Below are 23238 nucleotides of genomic sequence, written 5' to 3'. Positions count from 1 at the left end.
TTCGTAAAAACAATATGGCTGTTAATTTAAACAAAGCAAACAAGATCGGAAGAGTACTCATTTTGATCTGTCTAATCGGCATAGCAGTGATTGTTATTAGCCGTTATTACAAGAGCAAACCCGGTAGTTTCCTGGGAGCACCCAAAGAGTACGAACTCAATTATATGCCCTCGGATTATGAGATGACCATTGATCCGGAGGATGCTTTGGCTATTGCGAATAATCCGCAACGTTACCGGAAAGAGTTCAATCAGATGGTCTACGATATCAATACCAGTGTCTTGCGCCATGTGAGCACCCGTATGGGGCTATCCGACAGCCTGCAACGGGCTGTCCTTAAGGAATATGAAGACAATCATCACGGATACTTGGAAAAGCTCTACTACAATGATTTTGTCCGTTTGAAGGATACAACGGCCAATATTTATGAAACCTGGTACGATAACGAAAGCGGCAGTGCAACTAAGGTTTTTGAAGAAATCACCTCAAAGTATACCTGTTATTTGATCAACCAAATTTTGGCGACGGTGATTCCTACCGATGGAGGGAGGATATATGCCAAAGGAAGTGGCTTGGAAACCCCTTGCGGCATCGCGCTCACCGAGGCATTAGGGCCAATGATTGCCAGAATGGAAGAGCGTGCAGCCATTGATGATTTTAGTAAATCCAGGGGGCTACTGCAAGAAAAGGTCGAAACAGTCATAGCGGAATTGGCAACGATGGAGGTGCGAGACAAAAAGGGGATCAACAAGCAGATGCAGACCAAAATCTGGGGAGTGAATGTTTCCAGTTCGGATTTGGAGATTACCGCAATCTCTATCCTCAAAGTAGGCTTTCGCCTAAATGATTATTTTGATATTCAACTCAACCCCAAAGCCAACCTTGTAACGGTCACCTTACCCGAACCTGTTATTCTGAGCCATGAAGTTTATCCTAAAATTGAAAAACTGGACATTGGCTGGTTGCGAGAAGTAGAAACCGTGAATTTCAATGAAAGTTTCAATGCCCTACGTAAAGAATTTCGCAGGGAAGCGGTTGAGAGTAACCTGACGAAACGTTCTGAACAACAAGCGGTACAGCTAATGAATACGATGTTTGGCCCGTTGATAAAAAGCATGAATAACCGCTACGAACTAAAGGTAGAATTTCGCCCTGTGCCTAATAACACTCCAGAAGAGAACCTGGAAGATGACGGTAACAGTATAAGGGGGTAAAAAGACACAGCCTTGCAAGAAAAACTTACGAAACAGACAGTAACCCATGTTTAAACGCTTTTTTCTACGAGAGGAGAATATGCTGACAGCGATCATCCTCAACTCGATCGTAATTTTTGCACTTTATTTTCCTTCCCTTGAGAATGAGAAATGGCTGGAATATATTGATCATTTTTTCATTACGGTCTTCACCATTGAAGCTATTGTAAAAATCCGTCACTACGGGTGGAAAAAATACTGGGAAGGTTCTTGGAACAGGTTTGACTTTATCATTGTAGCCGGTAGTATTCCAACGTTGCTTACTGGTTTTCTGCCCGTTCCGGACACCTCATTACTTATTGTATTCCGGCTTTTCCGCTTACTGCGTTTAGTACGTTTCCTGCGATTTGTGCCAGATATGGCCAAAATTATTCGTGGTTTAGGTCGAGCAATGAAAGCTTCTGTTTTTGTGGTCTTGGCTTTGATATTTTTAAATATCCTGCTAGCTATGATGACCTGCCAGTTTTATGGAGACATCGCTCCCGAGTATTTCGGTAATCCTTTGTCATCCTCCTATGCGATCTTCCAATTGTTTACTGTTGAGGGCTGGAATGACATTGCCCAATCAGTTGCTGAACGGACCGATAGCCCGTTTTTAGTTGGTATCACTCGTTTTTACTTTGTATTGATTGTATTGCTGGGAGGAATATTTGGAATGTCGCTGGCAAATGCCGTTTTTGTAGACGAGATGACAATGGATAACAACGATGAGTTGGAAGCTAAAATCGATCAGTTGCACGTTGAAATTCAAGAGCTGAAAGCGCTGCTAAAAAAATAAGGGGTCCACAAAAAATAATCTACACACCGTACTACAATTTTTTCTGTATCCATCATCCCTAAAAAGAACTCTTTGAACTTTATCATTTACGATATTGAAGCAACCTGCTGGGAAGGAAGGCCTCCGTCTTTGACGCAAGAGACCATCGAAATCGGTGCACTAAAGATGGATCGTTACGGGGACGTATTAAGTACTTTTCAACGCTTTGTCAAGCCTACACTTCATCCTCAGCTTTCCCATTTTTGCAGGGAACTCACTAATATCGACCAAGTTGATATCAACAGAGCCAACACTTTCCCTTCTGTCATTGATAGCTTCATTGACTGGATAGATATTTGGGACGAAGAATACCTCCTTTGCTCTTGGGGGAATTTTGATCAGAAAATTTTCCAACGCGACTGTGCCCTCCACAACCTAGAAGACGACTGGACAGACAATTATCTCAACATCCGCAGGCAGTACTTTGAAATCAAGCGCCTCAACCAGCCTCGTGGTCTCAAAAAAAGTGTCAGAGTGGAAGGCTTCGACTGGGATGGTGAGCATCACCGCGCTTTTGATGATGCCCAAAACCTGGCGAAGATTTTTCAGAAGTATATTGATGTCTGGCAGTATTAGGGGGGTAAGGGTTGGGTAGGTGTAAAAGTGTAAGGGGTGGAATATTTAAAAAACTTATTATTGTAACAATAAAAAAGCTAACATGAAATTTACAGCTTTCTCTCTGGTACTTTTTCTGGCTATTACTTCCTGTTCAAAAACAAATTTGCAAAGAGATGTCGAATCCTTTTCCAGTAGCTCGTTTATCACTTTCGAAGGTTATATTAATGGGCAAGACCTTTTGTTAACTACTGATGAATCCTTCGTGGTTGCAGGGAATGCAATAGAAGACGGAGGCGCTATTCTCAGGCCTTGCACCCTACACACTAATGATTTGCCACACCCCTTTTATTCCTACAACAGAAGTAAAGATTGAGAACAGGAGTATCAAGAATAAAATAACATTGGTAGCCTTGCTGTTCCGGTAAGCTCCCATGAGATCTGTTCTGTTTCCCAAATAAAAAATACATAAGACGGTTGCCGGTAATATTACAGCATTAAATGCTTGGGAAGCGATCATCACAAAAACTGGTGGTGCGTTGAAAATGGGTACCACAAGGCCAAGTAATGAAATAAGGAAAACCATGATACGATACTTTGGGAGCGTCATTTCCCGTTCCGACTGATTGTAGTCACAAAGCAACCATGGTAGCATGAGCACATTGGGGATTTGCGATGAAACGCCAGCTGCAATAATCCCGAACGCGAATATTGCTGTTGCCAGAGGCCCTGCCAGAGGTTCTAATAATTCTATCATTTGAGAAGCTCTGGTCAGTCCAATATTAGCTGAGTGAAGTGTTCCAGCAGCAGCGGCCATGATAGCCATACTGATGATGAACATTAATGTAACAGCAACTATTGCATCTTTTCGCTGGACTCTCAGGTCCTTTATCGTCCAGCCAGCTTCCTTTATCAACGTGGTTCTAATAATGAATAAGCCTGAAAAAACGGTGGTCCCCACAAGGGAGGCAATTACCAAAAATGGCCCTTTCCCCTGATCGGCGGAAACTTCAGGCATATTTGGTATCATACCTTTAATGATATCTATTGGGGGAGGCATCAATAGGAAAAAGTTGGCTACAAAACAGGCCGCCATGATGGCTACTACTACCGCCAACGCTCGCTCGAAAAACTGTGTTTTTCCATTCCAGAAAATGAAATAGACCAGTGTAATAAAAACCGATGCAAAAACAACAGGAGAAATTCCTCCCTCTACATAACTCTTTGACCAGACAAAACATATATCAGCTACAATGCCCATCACACCCATCACGCTTCCCATTACTCCGGCGGTCAGTGCGACTATAAAAAAGATTCCAACCGCTGGGTGAATGTGTTTTCGAAAAGCATTAAGTGCAGTCTCTCCCGTTACCAGGGTATAACGACTGTATAAGTTGATCATAAAATAGGTAGTCAGACAGGAAGCAACAATAGTCCAAAGAAGGGACATGCCATAGGATGCCCCCGCTTTTGCCATAGCTGTAACACTGCCTGTTCCTATATTAAATCCCAAAAGGAAAATTCCGGGGAGAAAAAGGGCAAGACCTTTTAAAATTTTGTCTTTAGTTAATGCCATAGTAGTGCGCAAAGTAGATTGCGGTTTTTCGTTTTATTCCATAAGTTAAGAATCCAATAAGCTCTCTCTTTATGGCTATTAACTAAAAGCTAATCCTCCATCAGTATCAAATTATTTCTTGAGATTTCTCTTGACGCTAAACAAATCCAAGCTTGACTATTAGCCAAAAGGCTAAAGTCAAGCTTAGATATTAAAATTATATTCCCAATGCCTGGCCACCGCCAACTTGAATTGTTTCTGCGGTTAAGAAGGCTGCATCTTTACTCGCTAAGAAAGAGACAACACCAGCAACATCATCTGGTTGACCTAGTCTTCCCAACATGATATTATTTGCCCAAGAAGCAAAAACTTCTGGTTTCGTTGATTTTATTTGCTGGTGGAATGGGGTGTCAATAGTACCTGGAGATACTGCATTTACTCTAATGCCGTATTCCGCCAAATCCTTTGCTAATGCTCGGGTAATTGTCTGAACACCAGCTTTTGATGTTCCATAAATCCCAGCTCCGGGCCCTCCTGCGTTCCATGCCGCATTTGAGGTGTAGTTAATTATGGTAGGATTCTCTCCTTTCTTCAGGAAAGGGATTGCCGCTCTTGATGCGAAAAACACAGAATCCAGATTTAATGCCATCACAAATCTGTAAAATTCCGTTGTCATTTCTTCAAACCTAGACCTTCCACCTAGGCCACCTGCATTATTTACAAGCACATCAATTTTTCCATACTTTTCACCAATTTTGGTGATATTCTCAGTTACGGCTTCTTCTTTTGTAACATCGAATCCGTAATATTCAGCCTTAATCCCTTCTGCTACAAGCTCTTCAACTCTTTTAGCTCCTGACTCATCTTCAATACCGTTTAATATTACAGTATATCCGTCTTTGCCTAATCGTTTAGCTACTGCAAAACCAATGCCGCCAGTGGCACCAGTTATTATGGCTACTTTTCCATTTAAGTTACTCATCACGTGAAATTTGTCTTGTTTTAATTAATTATTGTTCTGATACAATCAAAAGACGGAGCTTATCCAACTTTGATCAAAATGTCTTCTTTCGTAAAAAGATGAAGACATTAGTCGTTCAAATTTTCTTCAAAATTGTTGCAAAATTCAATTAGCTTTTCAAAATGCAACTGCATGCTTTCAATTGCTTTTGCTACATTTTTATTTTTTATGGCCTCAAAAATAGCTTCATGTCGTTGGAGTTCTAAAACAAACTCGTCTTCATCACAAACGCGATTATTTTCAAATACTGAAACTATCTTGGGCGTGATCTGCAACATTAATGCGTTCATAGTGCTATTACCACTCGCTCTTGCTATAGCTAAATGAAACAATAGATCTTCCTCCAGGGCATTCTCTCCGTTTAGCTTTTTTACTTTGTAACTGTTAAGCGCCTCTTCAATCAGCTCCAAATCCTCAGCCGTTCTTCTTTTCGCGGCCAATTCAGTTGTTTTTAATTCTAGTAGCACTCTCGTCTCTACCAAAGAATTAAAATCATGTTTTTTTAACCTTAGTATGTCATTAATCATACCGTTCAAAGCAACTTGTCCAATGTTGGCCACAAATGTTCCCGATTGGGGAATTGATTTCAGCAACTCATAGAACTCAAGTTTTTCGATTGCCTCTCTTACATTTCTCCTGCTAACTCCAAATCTTTCAGCCAATACCCTTTCTGAGGGCAGCTTGTCTCCTGGTTCCAGGTTCTTATAATTGACCAAATCTCTGATTTTTGATATAATCAGATTCTGTACTTTGCCATTATCGCTTTTTGCAGGTATATCTAGTTTCATGCGGGGAAAATAACCTATATAAATGAGTTAGCAAAATTGGTTCACCAGTTTTACTGAAATAAATTGGCTTCCTGAACACTTATCGTGCTTAACCAGGATCGTAACCCCTTCAGGCTTCTGAGGTTTATAAAGTTTTAGAAGGTCTACCACCAGTAGCGTTAGTTGGACAAATTTGCTCACGCTTTCATTTCGTATGAGTATAGAAGCGTTTTATCGACTAAACCAGCCAATAAAACGCTTCCATATTAAATTGTCCTTTGCAATTAGTTACTAGACTTCATGCTAGAACTAGGATTGTGAGTTAAGCTAGAGCTTTTCTCTACATCCTTTTAAATGACTAGTATCCAGCATTTTGTGTAATTACACCAAAGCTTGCTAGTACTTCTGAATCTGGAATTGGGAACAAGTGATACTTACTATCAATCGTTTCACCCATTTCAGCATCAACAGTACCAGTTCTAACCAAATCAAACCATCGCTGGCCTTCAAAAGCAAGCTCCAGTCTTCTTTCGTCAGCAACAGCAGTTCTAACTTCACTTTGTGTAGTGGCAGTTGAATTAGCCAAACCAGCTCTAGTTCTAATCTTATTTAATTCTACCAATGCTGCTGGAGTACTTCCATTTTCATTCAATGTTTCTGCATACAGCAGGATAACATCTGCTAATCTCAGTTCGATCCAGTCATGATCAGGGCCTCCGGTTTGAGGGAACTTTGGAGACATCAATAGTGTCTCGTCAATGTTTACCGCTCTTCTTAAATCTCCAGGGCTTGCATCAAAAGCAGCAATTAAATCTGTGTCTAATGGCTCCAAAGATTTTGTATCAAGGCCAGCAGACCATGACCAAAATTCAGAAAAACCATATTCATCAGTAATAGAACTTGATATTTGAGTGGCATAAATGATTTCTGAATTCAAATCATTATCCACACCAAAGATATCAGCATAGTTAGCTTGTAAGCTAATCCCTGCGGCATCAGCTCCACTTACAACGGCTGCCAGATGTGATTCAGCTTGGCCAAAATCGCCCATTTGAACCAATACTTTACCTAGTAATCCTTGAGCTGCATATTTCGATGCTCTACCATCCACTATTTCAGTGTCTAAAGCTGCTATTGCATCTTCCAAATCAGGAATAATTACATCAGTATAAACACTAGAAGCAGATTGTCTCACCAAAATAGATCCATCGGTTGTACTTGGGGCAGCAGATAAGTTTACTGTAACATCACCAAATACACGTACAAGCTTGAAGTAAGATAATGCTCTTAGAAACTTAGCTTCACCTACCTCACTAGTAGATTTAGAATTTTCAATTACATTATTCGCGCTTAATATAGACTTATATAAAGCCGTATAGAAAGGACCGAAAAACTGCTCTTCCATATCGGTTAAAGCAGGACCGTACTTATCAAACTCAGTATATGGTGGTTCTAACATTAGAGCATTGTCAGCTCTGAAATCGCCCATCACTGCCATTGGAGTAACAGACCCGTGCTGATAGAAATACGCTGCATTCAGTACTCCGTCATAATCTGTCAAAGAACCTGAACTCGCAATATTTGGTGGAACTTGATCCAAATCCTCACATGCTGTCATAAACAGCAATGCTCCCAACATTATATATAATATTTTCATTGTTTCATGTTTGAAAACAAACGTTTAGTTATTCAAAAAAACTAACGTTTGGTTATTTAGAAATTAACATTTAAACCCAGTGTGAGACTTCTTACAACCGGACTAGCACCTACTTGCAGACCGTATGTGGTTGGTCCTAAGTAACCAGGGTTCGTAGTTTCTACACCTTCTGGGTTAAGAGAAGTGTAATCATCTCCCATTAAGTAGAGCAAATTAGTAGCTGCAGCATAAATTCTAACAGAACTAAAGCTTGCTTTGCTCGTCCAATCTGGATCAAGTGTATAACCAACAGTTAGGTTTCTCAATGCGATATAAGACGCATCTTGAATTTGCGCATCCAACTGATTTCGTGGTTGGTCATAGTGTAGTCCATTATGATCAGCAATGCCATCGCCATCAGCGTCAAAGCTATCGCGTACTCTTCCACCAAACTGTGATTGCCAGTAAATTGGGTCAACATTCCAAACTTCTCCACCTTGAGCTCCTTGAATTTGGATGGCTATATCTAAGTTCTTGTAAGTCAACTGGCTATTCAATCCCCAGTAGAAATCTGGTGTGTTTTGTCCTATTTTGACTAAATCTCCACCTTCTTCAACTGTTCTTGTTCTATCAATTACGCCATCACCATTTTGATCAACGAGGTAATATGCAGAACTATTGATGCCAATTGCACGAGATGGATCTTCCATGAATTGAGTTTCAACCTGTCCTACGGTTTCGATTCCCCACATTTCGCCAATTTCTCCACCTACGTAGTTTCTCCAAACAGGATTTCTACCAGATTGGCCATAATCAGATCGTGGTAATTCATCCAAGCCACCTAAATCAGTAATTTCGGTGGTAACTGTGGATAAGTTAGCACTAACATTCCAACGGATCTTTCCGCTATTGATCACTGTTGCCCCCAGTTCAAGCTCTAGTCCAGAACTTGTAACATCACCAGAGTTAAGTACGATAGATGTAGTACCTAATACTTCAGAAACACTTTGATTAATTAAAATGTCCTCAATATCAGACGTGTAATAATCAACACCCAGTGTGAAACGATTACCTAGGAAACCTAAGTTAAGACCATAGTTGGTCTCTGTGTTGGTCTGCCAAGTTAAATCCTTGTTCTCGATATCTGACGGGATTAGGAATCCAGTTCCAAATACTGTTGCTTGAGGATTTAAAAGACTCAATGAACTGTATGAGCCCAAGAAAGAAGTAGTTCCTAAAGAGCCCGTACTGAAGCGGAGTTTCAAATCAGTCAAAAAGTCTGAGTTGTAAAAGGCTTCATTGTGTACATTCCAACCAACAGAAACTGCTGGGAATACTTCGTATCTATTATTAGATCCGAAACGAGAATCACCATCTCTTCTGACTGAAACTGATGCTAAATAACGATTATCATAGGCATAGTTGATTCGTCCAAAAACGCTTCTTCTTGCAACCGTCTCATTCCGTTCTGTAACAGCGATATCTGCAGGATCTAAAAGTGCATAGTTTAGAGGCTGGCCATATGGTATATTTGAAGCGTCTAAAGCGAGACCATTGATATAGAAGTTTTGGAACTCTACCCCAGCTATTGCAGAGATATCATGGTTACCCAATACTTTCGTATAATTCAAAGTTGTTTCACTTAATACAGAAGATCTCTTAATATCTGTTTGGTCCATTGCAGTCTGATTAGTACGTGCTCTGGAATCGAACTCTAGTGTTCTAGAGAAGAAATCACGGGTATCTCTGAGGTCTCCACCTAGAACAGTTTTAATGTTCAATCCTTCTAGGAGACTGTATTCTAAATAGGAACTAACGTTAGCGAAAAACGTCTTCTGCCAACGATCAGTGTTATCAAGCTTCGTTGCAGGGCCTGCATCACCTGACCCTCCAATACCATTACCGCTTCTTCCATAATGCCAGTCTTGTGCTGTCATGCCAGGCTCCAAGGTATAGATGCTGTTATTAAAAGGTGCATCACCACCTCTATAACCAGCGTCAAATCCATCAAGTCCCAAAGCTTGTGCTTGCTGATCCAAATCCTGAACGAATGCAATAGACGCTTCTGTATGGTAAATAGGGTGAATACTATAGGATCTCAATAGGTCTCTCATGTCATGACCTACGATATCTCTGTCAGACATAAAGCCATTGAAATTAATTCCTGTTTTGAATCTCTCGCCCAATTTAGCATCAACATTCAAACGTGCATTATACCGCTCAAAACCTTGTGTAATTACAACACCGTCAGCATTTAGGTAACCAACTGAAGCAAAGTAGTTGACATCATCTGTGCCTCCACTCATGCTAAAGTCATGACTCATGGCATTTCCGTTTCGGAAAAGCCAATCTTCTGCAGCTACTACATCAGGAGCATTTCTATAGGCATCTAACCGATAGTTCAATAAATCCTGGTCTACTTCAGAAACGTCATAAGTACCATTGGCAATACCTGCCTCTAACTCATCAGCCCATTCTCCGGCTGTCTTAAGTTGTTCAACGTCTTTGACGTACCTGCTAGAAGTACTTACATAAGCATTGTAACTAAAGCTTGCTTTACCTGATTTCCCTTTTTTAGTGGTAACCAAAATAACACCATTCGCCCCCCTAGAACCATAGATAGCAGCTGAAGCAGCATCTTTCAATACCTCTAAGCTTTCAATATCGTTTGGGTTAACAGTAGCCAAGTTTCCTGAAATAGGGTATCCATCTACAACAATTAGTGGGTTTGAGTCACCTGAAATAGAGGAAGCTGCTCTAATTTGAATCTTTGGATCTGCACCAGGTGCTCCATCTTGATTTTGAATTAAGACACCTGCCAACTTACCTGCCAAGGCATCATCTACACGATTAGCCTGAATAGCTGCAACATCAGCACCTCCTACCTGTGCAATAGCACCAGTATTGTGCGACTTTTTACGCGTACCGTACCCAACAACAACAACCTCATCTAATAAGGTGGCATCACCTGCCATAGTGATGTCTAATACTGTTTGATCTCCTACTTGAATTGTCTGAGGTGCATACCCCGTATAAGAAAATTCGAGTACGTCACCTTTACTAACTTGCAATTCATAATATCCATCAAAATCAGTAACCGTACCCGTTGAGGTACCTGCTACAAGTATATTGACACCAATAAGTGGGATATCATCCGTATCCGTTATCGTACCTGTCAATAAGCGTGCATCTTGCGCCATTAATGAAATATTGAGAAACAATACTCCAACTAATAACAGTTTGATTTTTAAATTCATCTGTAGATGTATTTCATTAAATAGTGAGTTGTATAGTTTGATGCCTTATCTCTTATTCAAAGGTATAGAGCATACAAACTTATTATTTTGGTGATTACAGGCCATTAGACCTGGTCAACCAAACTGGTTTACTCGTCTGGTGAACCAGTTTGGTATCCCAAATATATGCTCTTTTTTCAATAATTCAATCTTTTTAAAACTTTTAATAGCTCATCTTTGGCAAATTTTATATCAAAACCAGTAATTACATCCAAAATTTGCACACATATATCTGCCTTGTGATACTTTTTCTAATTAGGTTTACAGCCCACTTCACGTCGCAATGGGTTCTCCAGACCATACGACCTTAGTTGCCGGAGTCAAAGCGGCAGGTTTACAAGATGTGATAACCAACGCTGGCCCTTTAACGGTATTTGCACCAACGAATGAGGCATTCGCTAAGTTACCGGAAGGCACATTAGACAATCTATTGTAGCCACAAAGGAAAAGACATCCCATTTGCAATGAAGACAGACGTACTGATAAAATTCTATTCGAAAAACTAGAGACATGAAAGCAAAAACGAACCTGATAGCTGTATTTCTTTTTAGCTGGATATTTACCGTACCAGCTTTCGCTCAAACACTGAACAGCAGCTACACCATTCAACAAGGTGATTGGTTGAGTAAGATTGCCAAAAAAGCATACGACAATCCACATTTGTATTATCGCATTATTGAAGGAACTAATAAGAAAGCGGCCTCCGATGATAGTTTCGATAATATAGGAAGCGCCAATGATATCCAGGTCGGCCAAAAAATCTGGATACCTGCGCTGCCGTCTGCTAATAATTTAACCGGTATTCCGCAAACGAATTGTGAGATCCGCCTCTGGTACAATTTCCAAATAGTAGCAGTCGGAATTATCAATAAAAAGTGGGAACAAGACGGGATTGATCTGGAAACGCGCGCGCACAAGGCCTATGAGATGCGACATGAAGCTCGTGTCAATGCGCGTTTTATGATGCAAAACAAAGAAGAGGTAAGCGTATTGCAGGCGCGCGATATGGAAAAATACGGCAACCCCAATGGTCCTACTTTTGAATATTTATTGAAAAAGAATACGGATGCAGGCCTTACTTTAGCCGATGCCTACCAATCAATTATTGATAGCAGTAGCAGAACGGATACCCGATACAATGCCGATTGCCAGTAAATACCTGGCAGTAAGCTGACTGGCATATCGCAAAGAATCACCTTCAATCTGAATACCCAACACGCGTGGCCGGATCAACCTTCGCCAAGTCTGTCAAAGTAAGCATACCCACCAGTTTCTTATCATACGTCACGGGTAATCCACTTAGCTTGAATTCTTCAAATACGGATTTGACTTTTTCCATTGAGTCTTGCGGCTGGACGGTAACGAGGTCTGTCAACATGATGTCTTTTGCAAAACAGCACAGTTTAGTTCCTTCTTTCTCCAGTCGCTCTACGGTGCCGTCGGTGATTAGGCCCACAAGGTCTCCGTCCAAATCTTCTACAGGAAGGTGGTGAATCTTATTCCAGTTGAGGATACTTTTCACTAATTCTACGCTGTCACTTTCGCGGACAGAATAGATGTCGGTGCTCATCAGTTGCTCTACCGTAGGTTTTTTTTCTGCGAGTGAATACTCTTTGATCGCAACATCTTCCCAGGCATGCAAAGGCGTGTTTGATTTCTGATAATCAAGACTTTGGCTCACTAGCTCTTTCTCTGCAATCGCCTCCCCATAATGTTTTGACAGTGACCTAAAGTTTCGGATCGTCCAATCTGATCCGGTCGTTTCAGTAGCTACTCTTTTTTCAATAACGGATAAATATTTGTCAATATCAGCAGGAAGAACACCGGATTTTTCCAATCCCTGACGTGCCATGGGCAGTAATTGCTCCAGTATTAGCTGTTTGGCCGGTACGTTTTTGCCATACCAATCAAACACCGTATTCAAACCATAACGAGCGGCTCGCAAAAAGTTGTTCTTGGCGGATTTGAAGCTTTGGTTTTTCCAAAACTCGACACCTCCTTCCGGTTCGCTTTTCATCAAACCGATCCAAAATGCAAAATTGGCGATCTCATCAATAGCAGTAGGGCCTGCTGGAAGATAGCGGCACTCAATACGGAGGTGTGGCTTCTTTTTTGAAAAACCATAACACATTCTATTCCACGTATAGGTCGTACCATTGTGTAGTCGGATACCTCTCAGGTCAGGAATTTCTCCTTTTCTCAATGCTTCTTTTGAATCTGATAAATCATCTGAAGTCACCACCAGAGGAAAGCGCATAACATCATTTTTCCAAAGTTCGGCAGGAGACTCTTTAAGCCAGCCTCTGCCAAAATATACCCGAGGCAATTTCATCCGCAAAAACTTCTGAGAGCTACGGGTGTCAAGGCTTTGCTTAAACAAAGCAATCCGTGTTTCAGCCCACAATTCATTTCCAAACAACAAAGGAGAGTTTACACAAGCAGAGAGCACCGGCCCTGCTATCATTTGTGACCAGTTGTGCTGATCGACAAATTCATCCGGCTTGATTTGGAGGTGCAACTGAAAACTGGTGTTACAAGCTTCAAACAAAACAGAGCCTAAGGACATAATGAGGTCATCTACCCCTTGCATATAAACCTCGAACTTGCTGCCTCGAATCGCTGACAATGCCTGACTCAAGGTCTCATAACGCTCAATTGGCGTCATATAATCCGCATGAAGGTGATGGTAATTTAAGGTCGGGAGAATACCCGTCATCAAAAGATGTTCATTGTGCGCTTTAGCTACGTTGTAGCCTTTTTGCATCAGGTTAATCAGCGATGATTCCATCTTGGAAAAGCAGGTTCCACGAAGGGGTAGGGGATCGAGGTTGATCTCCATATTAAACAATGCCAATTCATTGGTGTAATNCTCATCGTCAATCTCGTCCAACAGATCAAGGGCTGATGTAGTGGGATCGTAATGTTTGTCTACAATACACAACTCCTGTTCTGCACCTATCCAGAGATCACCATCTTCAAACATCTTTTCTTTGAGCATAAACTCAAATGCTTCAATATCATTTAAAGCATGCTGGTACATTCTTCTGCGATCATGTTCGTCCGCGATCTTTCGTACATGGAAATCTCCCATAAGTGCAAGGTTTTTAGTTTACGAAAGAAAGGTAAATCGAAAACCTTGTGGTTTTATTGATATAAATTAATCAAAAAGATGATAAATGTCAGAATAACAACTTGTTGCGCTGCTGATGCCTTCCCCTCTGGCATCCACAAGGGGATGATCATGGACTACCTGAGTGTACACCATTGGCAAGATCAAAAAGTAGCTTATTATGGCATAGGGCTGGCCTTATTTTCTGTTTCACTGATATTTGTTTTGGAAAACTTGTTGATGTATCGTAAATCAAAGTGCCCCCGTTTCCTTTCATCCTGTTCTTTTTGAGTATTGGAATGGAATAATTATGGGTGATAAAACGTTACTTCACCGTTTGTGATCCCAATCCAGATAGGACTCAGAATAAACCTACTTTAAACTTCAAACAGCAATGCGAAACAACTGTTATTATTTTCTCCTAGTTATCGGTGCTTTATTTCTTTCCAGTACTGCCTTTGCTCAAGGGGGCAACTTTGAGGAAACCTGGAAGGAATTCTTGGACAACGACAAGATTTCCAATATGAGCGAATTAATTAAGCCTAACATGGCTTATGAAAAACCAAAATATGCCAAATATTTATTGATGAACACCAACTCCTGTCTTTGCCAAAGCCAGCTAGAGGACGCGGAAAGGTTGATGACAGAAGTCCAGGGGCTAGACGCAGCAGTGCGTAAGTCGATTCCGGGATTTACAGGAAAAATGAACGAGCTAGATTCAAAAATCAAAGCCTACTATAGCGTTGATGAGATTTGGAGAGATTTTTTGGCCACCAAGGAAGTGAAACTGGAAGAATTGGAGGCTATTAAGGAGACGAAAACGATCTGTGAAAAGAAGACGTTGGCCAAATACTCCTATATGACGGCTTACGCCCAATTCTGCCGGGGAGATGTGGCGGGTTCAAAGGATATTTTTGAAAACCGCACCCTCCGATTAACAGAAAAAACCACCTTGCGAGTAGAAGATGTACATGGCCTAGCAAGCGAGGTTGCTCGAATGAAGTCTTTCTTTATAGACATCTCCAAATTGGATGCTGCGTGGAAGACTTATATGGATACTGGCGTATCACCTGGCTTTGATATTGAGTTGCCTTTGCTCCCCTGTAACCCCACACCAAATATGAAGGCACTGGTTTTAAAAGGAGCACTGGACATCTGTAATTTAGCGCCATTAATGCTGGATGAAGTTTATCAATTACAAACCGACAGCGGGGTAAACCCCAACGGAGAGTTGAGGGGTAAGATAAAAGAGCTAGAAGAAGCCATTGCCCTAAAAGAAAGCGATGTTGCTACCTTGAACGAAGCATGGGAAGCCTTTATCCCCGATAACAAGGTAAAACACATGGGCATGTATGGCTATGAGTATTGCGAAAAAGAGCCATTGATCCGGGCTTACATCATGGATGGTTTCGCTTATCTCTGCGAAATGGGGGAAGACATGCTCCAAAGAATTGATGAGCTCCAAAGATTGGACAGAACGCCCCTTGAAGAGATTACCATGATCAAGATCAATGAGCTGGCAGCCTTAAGCGATGAGTACAAAGAAAATGGCGGAAAAATTGAGATGATCTGGCGCAAGTTTGTCGCACAAGGCGATGTTCTTTTAGAAAATTATCAATCGGCAGATTTTTACTGTGACAATATTCACCAGGTTAAAGACTGGACTATGAAGGGGCTTTCAGGCACCTGCGAAGAAAGTACCCAATACCTGGAGCAGATTGAATCGTTTCAACGAACATTTGAGTTCAATTTCCTTCCAGACTTGGAATGCCGGGTTCAGCGGTTACGCATCAAGGTATGGGAGTGCCGCCATCAGGCATTGCTAAAATTAGCACAAATAGAAGCCCCAGATGATTACGAAGCAAGGTTGGAAGTATTGATGCAGGAATATGGGGTAGGAATGCGACCACAAGAGTGCTCGGGGAATTAACAAGTGATAACACCACCCAGTTCCAGGCGACACCCATTTGTAAGGTAGCTTGAAACTGGGTGGTGAACAATCATTGCCCTAGCTGAATAACTTCGCTTTTAAATACCTGGCATTCATTTCTGCGATATTGACAATAGAAATTCCTTCCGGGCATTCCACTTCACAAGCCCCGGTAAAGGTACAGTGGCCAAACCCTTCTTTCTCCATTTGGGCAGTCATCTCAAGCACCCGTTTATGGGCTTCTGGTTGCCCTTGCGGCAAGGAGTTTAAGTGATTTATTTTTGCGGAAGTAAACAAGGCTGCAGAAGCATTTTTGCAGGTCGCTACACAAGCGCCACATCCAATACAAGCGGCGGCATCCATAGCACGGTCAGAGATTTCTTTGCCAATAGGGATAGCATTTGCCTCGGGGGCCGTTCCTGTTTTTGCGCTAATGTAACCACCTTGCTCAATGATCCGGTCAAAGGCAGAACGATCAACGATTAAGTCCTTAATAATGGGAAAAGCATCCGCCCGCCAAGGTTCAATGACAATCGTTGCTCCATCTTCAAAGCTACGCATGTGCAATTGGCAAGTGGTGATGTTTTCATGCGGGCCGTGGGCCCGGCCATTAATGTATACACCGCATTGTCCGCAGATGCCTTCGCGGCAGTCGTACTCAAATGCAACGACTTTCTCATTGCGGAGCACCAGTATTTCATTCAAATGATCTAAGGCTTCCAGAAAGGACATATCAGCATTAAGGCCATCAACCTCATAATCTTTGAAACCTCCTTGGCCATTAGGAGTGTCTTGTCGCCAAATTCGAAACGTAGCTTTCATAAGGGGGCTTATTTATAACTTCTAACAGTGGGTTTAACAAATTCGAATTCCAGTTTCTCTTTGTGCAATTGGAAACCACTATCTGTGTATTCCCAGGCCGATACGTAGGCATAGTTATCATCCACCCGAACAGCTTCTCCATCTTCTGTCTGATACTCTTCCCGGAAGTGAGCGCCACAAGATTCTTCTCTTTGCAAGGCGTCCGTACACATCAAGAGGCCCAATTCGATAAAATCGGCCAAGCGGAGTGCTTTTTCTAACTCTGTATTCAATTCCTGGTCGTGGCCAGTAACTTTTACTGTTTGCCAGAAATCTTCCTTTATCTCATTGAGTTGATGGATAGCCTTCTCTAGGCCGACCTTGCTGCGGCTCATGGCACATTCTTGCCACATTACTTTCCCAAGCTCCCTGTGAAAATGATCAACGGTTTTAGAGCCCTCGATAGAGAGTATACGCGCGATGTGCTCCTTGACATCCTTTTCTGCCTCGGCAAAAGCCGGATGATCGGCTGATACAGATGCTTGCTTGATTTCCGAGGCCAGGTAATTGTTGATCGTATTGGGTAGAATAAAATAACCATCTACGCTGGCTTGAAGCAGTGAGTTTGCACCAAGACGATTAGCGCCATGATCCGAGAAATTACATTCGCCAATGGCGTATAACCCAGGGATAGTGGTCATTAGTTCATAATCTACCCAGAGGCCGCCCATCGAAAAGTGAGCGGCTGGTGATATCTGCATGGGTTCCTTATAGGCATCTACCCCCGTGATTTTTCTATACATTTTGAAGAGGTTCCCGTAGCGATCCTTGATCGTTTCGAGCCCCAGGCGCTCTATCGAATGTTTAAAATCGAGGTAAACTGCATTTTTTAAGCGACCTACACCATGCCCTGCATCAATGCGTTCTTTGGCTGCCCTGGAGGCAATGTCACGCGGGGCAAGGTTGCCAAAGCTAGGGTAGCGCCTTTCCAGGTAATAGTCTCTTTCTTCTTCCGGGATGTCTTCCGCTTTGCGGGAATCTCCTTTCGCCGTGGGCACCCATATTCTGCCATCATTACGTAACGACTCCGACATCAGGGTAAGCTTCGACTGTGCCTCACTAGACTGGGGTAGGGCCGTGGGGTGTATTTGCGTAAAGCTGGGAGCCGCAAAAAGAGCACCTTTCTTATGTGCTTTCCAAATCGCAGAGCCATTGCAGCCGATAGCTAGCGTTGACAATCGGAATACGCGGGAATAACCACCGGTGGCCAAGACCACTGCATCCGCCGCGTAGCGTTTAATCTCTCCGCTGACCAGGTCGCGGGCGATAATTCCCTTTGCTTTACCATCGACCACTACTAAGTCCAACATTTCTGTTCGCGGCAGCATGGTCACTTTTTTAGCACGGATCATTTTATAAAGCTGGGAATAGGCTGCCAATAATAGTTGCTGGCCTGTTTGCCCCCGTGCGTAAAAGGTTCTTTGTACTTGCACACCGCCAAAGCTTCGGTTGACCAATACACCACCATATTCTCTGGCAAAAGGCACCCCCTGTTGCGTAAAATGATCAATCAAGGGTGCTGATAATTCTGCAAGGCGGTAAGTATTGGCCTCTCTAGAGCGAAAATCTCCACCTTTAAGCGTATCGTGAAACATACGCCAAACACTATCACCATCGTGCTGGTAATTCTTGGCCGCATTGATACCACCTTGCGCCGCAACAGAGTGCGCACGACGAGCAGAGTCCTGGTAACAAAAGCATTGCACATCGTAACCCAACTCTGCAAGCGTAGCGGCTGCCCCAGCTCCAGACAAGCCAGAACCCACAACAATGACGTTGAGTTTTTTCTTATTAGCGGGATTTATCAGTTTACTTTTTATCTGATAATTACGCCACTTCTCTTCGAGTTTTCCTTCCGGGATTTTTGCATCCAATCTCATAAGACAATAGCTATTTGAAGTAAACGATAAAAGGGATAACACCAAAACCAATAGACATAATCGCAGCATAAACGACTGCGACTTCCGCTAGTAAATCAAGCCCCGATTTATGATAAAAACCAAGCGTCTTGAACGCACTTTTTAGTCCATGATGAAGATGAAGCCCCAAAGGAATCATCAGCAAAGAATAAAAAATAACGTAGTAAATGTTGTGGAATAAACTGCTGGTTACTTCATAAACATCTACATAACCAAAGGCATCAGTACCTACAGCTTCTCCCATTCCCAGTTTTATTCTGGCCCAGAAATTAGCTAAATGAACGACGATAAAGAGGAGGATAAAAATGCCAATCAATCCCATATTCTGTGAGGCCCAGCTACTGTTCTCATTACTATGATTGAGAGCGTACTTCGTTGGTTTTGCTTTCCGATTACGGAGCGTCACCAAGAGCGCATAGACAACATGCAGTATAATGGAAAGATACAGGGCATAGGCTACCAATTTTATCAGCGGGTTTTCCCGTAGGGTAGTAGAGTAGGAGTTGTACAACTCTCTGGCGATATCCTCTGGCAACAATAAAATACAATTGGCAGAAAGGTGAACAATAAGAAAAATGCAGAGAAACAAGCCAGTGGCGGCAATGATACTCTTTCTGAAGAATAACTCCATGCTAGATCGTGTTTGGCTAAGATCTTGTTTTACAGAGCTCTCAAGTTAAGCGCAAAATAGGTGCCGCAAGGGTGACAAATATCACCTTGATGACTGTATTACGTAAGCTACATACTGAAGAATAAAGCACAGATAAATATTAAGAAAATCAACGGGAGCTTGTTGGAATCAATTGATGGTTATTTGCTAATTTGAGGGATATTAGACAACATTAATATTTACCTAATGCGCACTACTTTAATAATAACAATTTGCCTGTTATCTCTTTTTGCAATGGGTGTTTCTTGCAGCGAAGACAGCAAGGATTGCTCCAGTACAGAGGAGCAAATCCAAAAGCCCTTGAACCCCAATGGTGATAGTGAACTGGCGCTTTTAATGCGAGCCATGTTTGATGAGGCTCAGAGAATTAAAAAACAAATAGCAAACAACGAGCCGGTTACGCTAACCCTGGATCACGACAAAATACTCACCGCCCACGCTACCGAACCCGAAAAGGCAGCTTCTGAAGAATACAAGGCATTTGCGGCAGCCTACCTGCAAACGATTAAAAGCCTCGAAACCGCAAGCCAAGCCCAGATAATAGATGTTTATGATGGTATGGTCAATAATTGTATGACTTGTCACAAAGCGCTATGTCCCGGGCCGATGGTTAGGATTAAGAAATTGCAGTAGGTTTTTAGCGTATAAAGTGAGTTTGATATTCCATCAACTAAAAAACATAAAGACCAGTTAACCAATCTTTTGGTTTACCTCCCTCTTATATGCCCTTATAATCCCTCATTATGGTTCAAAAACCTTCAGTATCCTTAGGCAAAACAACTCTTAGACCGAAATCTCTTACCTTTACCTCCCCATAATTACAGAACCAACAGCCCAACCAACCATGACCAACGATCACACCATAGAAATAGAAGGACACCGCCACGTCTCTTTTCACCTCGACCGCCTGGAACCTGCAGAAATGGCCGCAAAAAGTGATGCCTTTTACCAGTGGCTGGATACGCGCCGTTCCGTACGTGAATTCACCAGCGAGCCCGTAGCCAAATCGGTCATTGAGAATATCATAAAATCGGCTTCCACAGCGCCCTCTGGGGCACACAAGCAGCCTTGGACCTTCTGCGCTATCAGCGATCCGGTACTCAAGAAACAAATTCGTATCGCAGCAGAGGCCGAAGAAAAGGAGAGTTACGAAAGCCGTATGAGTGAGCGTTGGAAAGACGATCTCAAGCCCATGGCCACCAATATGTACAAGCCCTTTCTAGAGGAAGCCCCCTGGCTGATCATCGTCTGTAAAAGGGCTTTCGAACTAGATGTTGATGGGAAAAAGCACAACAATTATTATGTCAACGAATCGGTAGGCATTGCTTGTGGGATGCTGATCACCGCTATCCACAATGCGGGCCTGGTGACACTTACGCACACGCCTAGCCCCATGAATTTTCTGACCAATATTCTTGAAAGGCCCAAGAACGAGCGCGCCTACTTGCTACTGCCCGTAGGCTACCCCAAGCAACCCGTTTACGTACCCGACTTAGATAGAAAAGGATTGGACGAGATGGCGGTATTCTATGAAGGGGAGTAGCCTTGGAGGGATCATGACAATGCATCGACATATCAGCTACCTGTCTCAACAAAATGTGTCCCGCTGGCGGGACTGATTCACAGAATCGAGGGTGGTATGCAAAATCTATTCTTTTGTATTACTCACGCCTTACTCAACTGATCCGCCAACTTCACCAAGTTAGGCAAGCGATAATCACCCGCCATTTCTTTGATTCTGTCCGTAGCCCAAGCTACTTTACAGCCAATCGCCGTGACAAACAAGGCCTTGCTACTTTCTCCCCGTAACAAGCGCATTTCTACTTCTTCAGCGGCCCGAAAATGGTTCTTTGCCAGTCCTATGACAGGCACTTTTACCTCCAAGGCATCATAGAGGTAGACGCCTAGACCAGGTTTATCTTTACCTAAATAAACATAACTGTCTACAAGAATAAAATCGAGGGATTCGCTCACCTTTTCGAGAAGGGCCAGCAGTGCAGGAAGCTCGCGCTTGAAAAACTTTCCCGGCTCGTATTCCCCAGCCAGGGGCGTTTGGATAGTATACGTTTTATGGGCCGCCTTGTCAGTCCAGTCCTTGAACAACACACCCGCTACCTGCGCGAAATCTTCGCGGTAATGCACATCAATACAAATAATCATCCCCGTAACTTTAAAGCTCGAAGCAATTCAGGTGCTTGCCATTCTCGTACATCACCGGGCTTCATGTCGCCTAGCGTCAAATCTTCAATCGAGGCGCGTACCAATCGTAAAACAGGAAAACCTACGGTGGCACACATTCTGCGAACCTGACGGTTTTTGCCTTCTGTGAGACGTAATTCTATCCAACTATCAGGCACACTTTTGCGAACCCGAATCGGTGGGTCGCGATCCGGTAGCGTAGGGGAGGGGATTAACATTTTGGATTTGGCAGGACGCGTGCGGTAATCACGCTTCTTAATACGGATATTCACACCGTTATTCAGTCGCGTAAACGCCTCTTCTGCAGGCACACCCTCTACCTGTACCCAGTAGTTGCGTTCATGCGCCCATCGTGGATCCAGTAGCTTGCTGTTCAAGCGTTTGTCATTCGTAAGAAGGAGNAAACCTTCACTGTCCTGATCAAGGCGACCTACCGGATATACATCTTTAGGGAAATCGTGCAGGTCGGCCAGCGTACGGTGGTGAGGAGCCTCTCGCGTAAATTGCGAAAGCACTCCATAAGGCTTGTAGATGACGTAGTAATAGAACATTATACGTTGAAACGGAAGTGCATGACGTCACCGTCATTAACTACATATTCTTTGCCTTCTACACTCAGCTTACCGGCTTCTTTCACGGCTTGTTCTGAACCGTACTCGACATAATCGTCGTAACCAATAACTTCGGCACGAATAAAGCCTTTTTCAAAGTCGGTATGAATCACTCCGGCAGCGCCAGGAGCTTTAGTGCCTTCAATGATCGTCCAGGCACGTACTTCCTTTTCACCCGCAGTAAAGTAGGTGATAAGCTTCAGTAAAGAATAAGCACTACGGATAACACGGTTTACACCAGGCTCCGGAAGGCCCATTTCTGCGATGAATTCGTCGCGCTCTTCTTTCGTGTCCAATTCAGCAATATCTGCCTCAATGGCCGCTGAAATCAAGAGTACTTCGGCCTTTTCATCAGCGACTGCTGCTTTGAAACGCTCGGTGTATTCATTGCCACTTTCCACCGAATCCATATCTACATTACAAACATAGAGAATAGGCTTGGCAGTCAGCAACATCATCTCTTTGAGCAGTGCATAACCATCTTCTGGCAAAGACACGCTACGGGCAGGCTTACCATTTTCGAGGTGCTCCTGAATGATTTTCCCGATCTCAACAATGCGCTTGGCTTCTTTTTCGCCACTTTTGGCAGCTTTACGCAATTTATCTACACGCTTCTCAACGGTTTCCAAATCTTTAAAAATCAACTCGGTATCGATGATTTCTTTATCACGAACCGGATCTACATTGCCATCGACGTGTACAATGTTGTCATCATCAAAGCAGCGGACAACATGAAGAATAGCATCCACTTCCCGGATATTCCCCAAGAATTGATTACCCAAACCCTCTCCCTTACTGGCTCCTTTAATCAGGCCGGCAATATCAACGATATCAACGTTGGTAGGAAGAATCCGCTGCGGATTGACAAATTCTGCCAATTTATCCAAACGCGGGTCGGGTACGGTAATTACCCCCACATTGGGTTCCTTGGTTGCAAAAGGATAGTTGGCCGCCAGCGCTTTCGCGGAGGTCAAGGCGTTGAAGAGGGTAGATTTACCTACATTGGGCAAGCCCACAATACCACACTGAAGTCCCATTC

General features: G+C 42.9%; 20 protein-coding genes and 1 pseudogene. 9 read left to right on the top strand and 12 right to left on the bottom strand.

Features of this window, described 5'->3' with window-relative positions; translation table 11 throughout:
- The first annotated feature begins 14 nt into the window (after positions 1-14).
- From A3EU_RS0128295 to A3EU_RS0128285, 3 genes are all read left to right on the top strand, one after another.
- Positions 15-1214 carry a DUF4230 domain-containing protein gene (locus A3EU_RS0128295; RefSeq protein WP_020539559.1) on the top strand — a complete coding sequence of 400 codons (1200 nt, stop codon included), beginning with the start codon at positions 15-17 and terminating at the stop codon, positions 1212-1214.
- A gap of 46 nt (positions 1215-1260) precedes the next feature.
- Positions 1261-2031, top strand: coding sequence for an ion transporter (locus A3EU_RS0128290; protein ID WP_020539558.1), 771 nt, complete (start codon positions 1261-1263; stop codon positions 2029-2031).
- Positions 2032-2103: 72 nt separating this feature from the next.
- A complete protein-coding gene (locus A3EU_RS0128285) occupies positions 2104-2646 on the top strand; it encodes a 3'-5' exonuclease (RefSeq protein WP_020539557.1) in 543 nt (180 codons plus the stop codon).
- A 298-nt stretch (positions 2647-2944) separates the two neighbouring features.
- Here A3EU_RS0128285 and A3EU_RS0128280 read toward each other — a convergent pair whose 3' ends face one another.
- The 5 genes from A3EU_RS0128280 to A3EU_RS0128260 all read right to left on the bottom strand — a co-directional run bounded on the left by A3EU_RS0128280 (position 2945) and on the right by A3EU_RS0128260 (position 10861).
- Positions 2945-4201: an Nramp family divalent metal transporter gene (locus A3EU_RS0128280; protein WP_020539556.1), complete on the bottom strand. Its 1257-nt coding sequence runs from the start codon at positions 4199-4201 to the stop codon at positions 2945-2947.
- A gap of 196 nt (positions 4202-4397) precedes the next feature.
- On the bottom strand, positions 4398-5162 hold the full coding sequence (locus A3EU_RS0128275) for an SDR family NAD(P)-dependent oxidoreductase (protein WP_020539555.1): 765 nt from the start codon (positions 5160-5162) through the stop codon (positions 4398-4400).
- A 107-nt stretch (positions 5163-5269) separates the two neighbouring features.
- Positions 5270-5989 (bottom strand): FadR/GntR family transcriptional regulator, encoded by a 720-nt coding sequence (locus A3EU_RS0128270; protein ID WP_020539554.1) that lies wholly within the window; start codon positions 5987-5989, stop codon positions 5270-5272.
- A gap of 337 nt (positions 5990-6326) precedes the next feature.
- Complete coding sequence (locus A3EU_RS0128265; protein ID WP_026211628.1) at positions 6327-7625, bottom strand: RagB/SusD family nutrient uptake outer membrane protein; 1299 nt, start codon at positions 7623-7625, stop codon at positions 6327-6329.
- 56 nt (positions 7626-7681) lie between these two features.
- A complete protein-coding gene (locus A3EU_RS0128260) occupies positions 7682-10861 on the bottom strand; it encodes a SusC/RagA family TonB-linked outer membrane protein (protein ID WP_020539552.1) in 3180 nt (1059 codons plus the stop codon).
- 310 nt (positions 10862-11171) lie between these two features.
- Between A3EU_RS0128260 and A3EU_RS33765 the strand changes: the two are divergent.
- Both A3EU_RS33765 and A3EU_RS34090 read left to right on the top strand, forming a co-directional pair.
- Positions 11172-11333: pseudogene (locus A3EU_RS33765) on the top strand (fasciclin domain-containing protein); the annotation flags it as partial.
- A 77-nt stretch (positions 11334-11410) separates the two neighbouring features.
- Positions 11411-12055, top strand: coding sequence for a LysM peptidoglycan-binding domain-containing protein (locus A3EU_RS34090; protein ID WP_020539550.1), 645 nt, complete (start codon positions 11411-11413; stop codon positions 12053-12055).
- Positions 12056-12098: 43 nt separating this feature from the next.
- On the opposite strand, the gene A3EU_RS35645 is transcribed toward A3EU_RS34090, so the two are convergent.
- A complete protein-coding gene (locus tag A3EU_RS35645; RefSeq protein WP_483805934.1) occupies positions 12099-13883 on the bottom strand; it encodes a glutamate-cysteine ligase family protein in 1785 nt (594 codons plus the stop codon).
- A gap of 186 nt (positions 13884-14069) precedes the next feature.
- Here A3EU_RS35645 and A3EU_RS34455 point away from each other — a divergent pair, with 186 nt between their 5' ends.
- Both A3EU_RS34455 and A3EU_RS0128235 read left to right on the top strand, forming a co-directional pair.
- The gene (locus A3EU_RS34455; RefSeq protein WP_156825936.1) at positions 14070-14300 is read left to right on the top strand and encodes a hypothetical protein; all 231 of its coding nucleotides are present in this window, start codon (positions 14070-14072) and stop codon (positions 14298-14300) included.
- Between the two features lie 103 nt (positions 14301-14403).
- Positions 14404-15939, top strand: coding sequence for a hypothetical protein (locus tag A3EU_RS0128235; protein WP_020539547.1), 1536 nt, complete (start codon positions 14404-14406; stop codon positions 15937-15939).
- A 78-nt stretch (positions 15940-16017) separates the two neighbouring features.
- Here the strand turns inward: A3EU_RS0128235 and A3EU_RS0128230 are convergent, their stop codons facing one another.
- The 3 genes from A3EU_RS0128230 to A3EU_RS0128220 are packed head-to-tail and all read right to left on the bottom strand — an operon-like array spanning position 16018 to position 19350.
- Positions 16018-16761, bottom strand: a complete 744-nt coding sequence (locus A3EU_RS0128230) for a succinate dehydrogenase/fumarate reductase iron-sulfur subunit (RefSeq protein ID WP_020539546.1) — start codon at positions 16759-16761, stop codon at positions 16018-16020.
- Positions 16762-16769: 8 nt separating this feature from the next.
- Positions 16770-18680, bottom strand: coding sequence for a fumarate reductase/succinate dehydrogenase flavoprotein subunit (locus A3EU_RS0128225; protein WP_020539545.1), 1911 nt, complete (start codon positions 18678-18680; stop codon positions 16770-16772).
- A gap of 10 nt (positions 18681-18690) precedes the next feature.
- Positions 18691-19350: a succinate dehydrogenase cytochrome b subunit gene (locus A3EU_RS0128220; RefSeq protein WP_020539544.1), complete on the bottom strand. Its 660-nt coding sequence runs from the start codon at positions 19348-19350 to the stop codon at positions 18691-18693.
- Between the two features lie 225 nt (positions 19351-19575).
- Between A3EU_RS0128220 and A3EU_RS0128215 the strand changes: the two genes are divergently transcribed.
- On the top strand, positions 19576-20022 hold the full coding sequence (locus tag A3EU_RS0128215) for a hypothetical protein (RefSeq protein ID WP_156825935.1): 447 nt from the start codon (positions 19576-19578) through the stop codon (positions 20020-20022).
- A 211-nt stretch (positions 20023-20233) separates the two neighbouring features.
- Positions 20234-20932 (top strand): nitroreductase family protein, encoded by a 699-nt coding sequence (locus A3EU_RS0128210; protein WP_020539542.1) that lies wholly within the window; start codon positions 20234-20236, stop codon positions 20930-20932.
- 122 nt (positions 20933-21054) lie between these two features.
- On the opposite strand, the gene A3EU_RS0128205 is transcribed toward A3EU_RS0128210, so the two are convergent.
- The 3 genes from A3EU_RS0128205 to ychF all read right to left on the bottom strand — a co-directional run bounded on the left by A3EU_RS0128205 (position 21055) and on the right by ychF (position 23236).
- Positions 21055-21549 carry an endonuclease V gene (locus A3EU_RS0128205; protein WP_020539541.1) on the bottom strand — a complete coding sequence of 165 codons (495 nt, stop codon included), beginning with the start codon at positions 21547-21549 and terminating at the stop codon, positions 21055-21057.
- On the bottom strand, positions 21546-22139 hold the full coding sequence (locus A3EU_RS0128200; RefSeq protein WP_020539540.1) for a pseudouridine synthase: 594 nt from the start codon (positions 22137-22139) through the stop codon (positions 21546-21548). The genes A3EU_RS0128205 and A3EU_RS0128200 overlap by 4 nt, the downstream gene beginning before the upstream one ends.
- Entirely contained in the window at positions 22139-23236 is a 1098-nt protein-coding gene (gene ychF, locus A3EU_RS0128195; RefSeq protein ID WP_020539539.1) for a redox-regulated ATPase YchF, read from the bottom strand. The genes A3EU_RS0128200 and ychF overlap by 1 nt, the downstream gene beginning before the upstream one ends.
- Positions 23237-23238: the final 2 nt, after the last annotated feature.

This window comes from Lewinella cohaerens DSM 23179 (genome assembly GCF_000379805.1).
Classification (GTDB): domain Bacteria; phylum Bacteroidota; class Bacteroidia; order Chitinophagales; family Saprospiraceae; genus Lewinella; species Lewinella cohaerens.
This window is presented reverse-complemented; position numbering and strand designations above follow the sequence as displayed.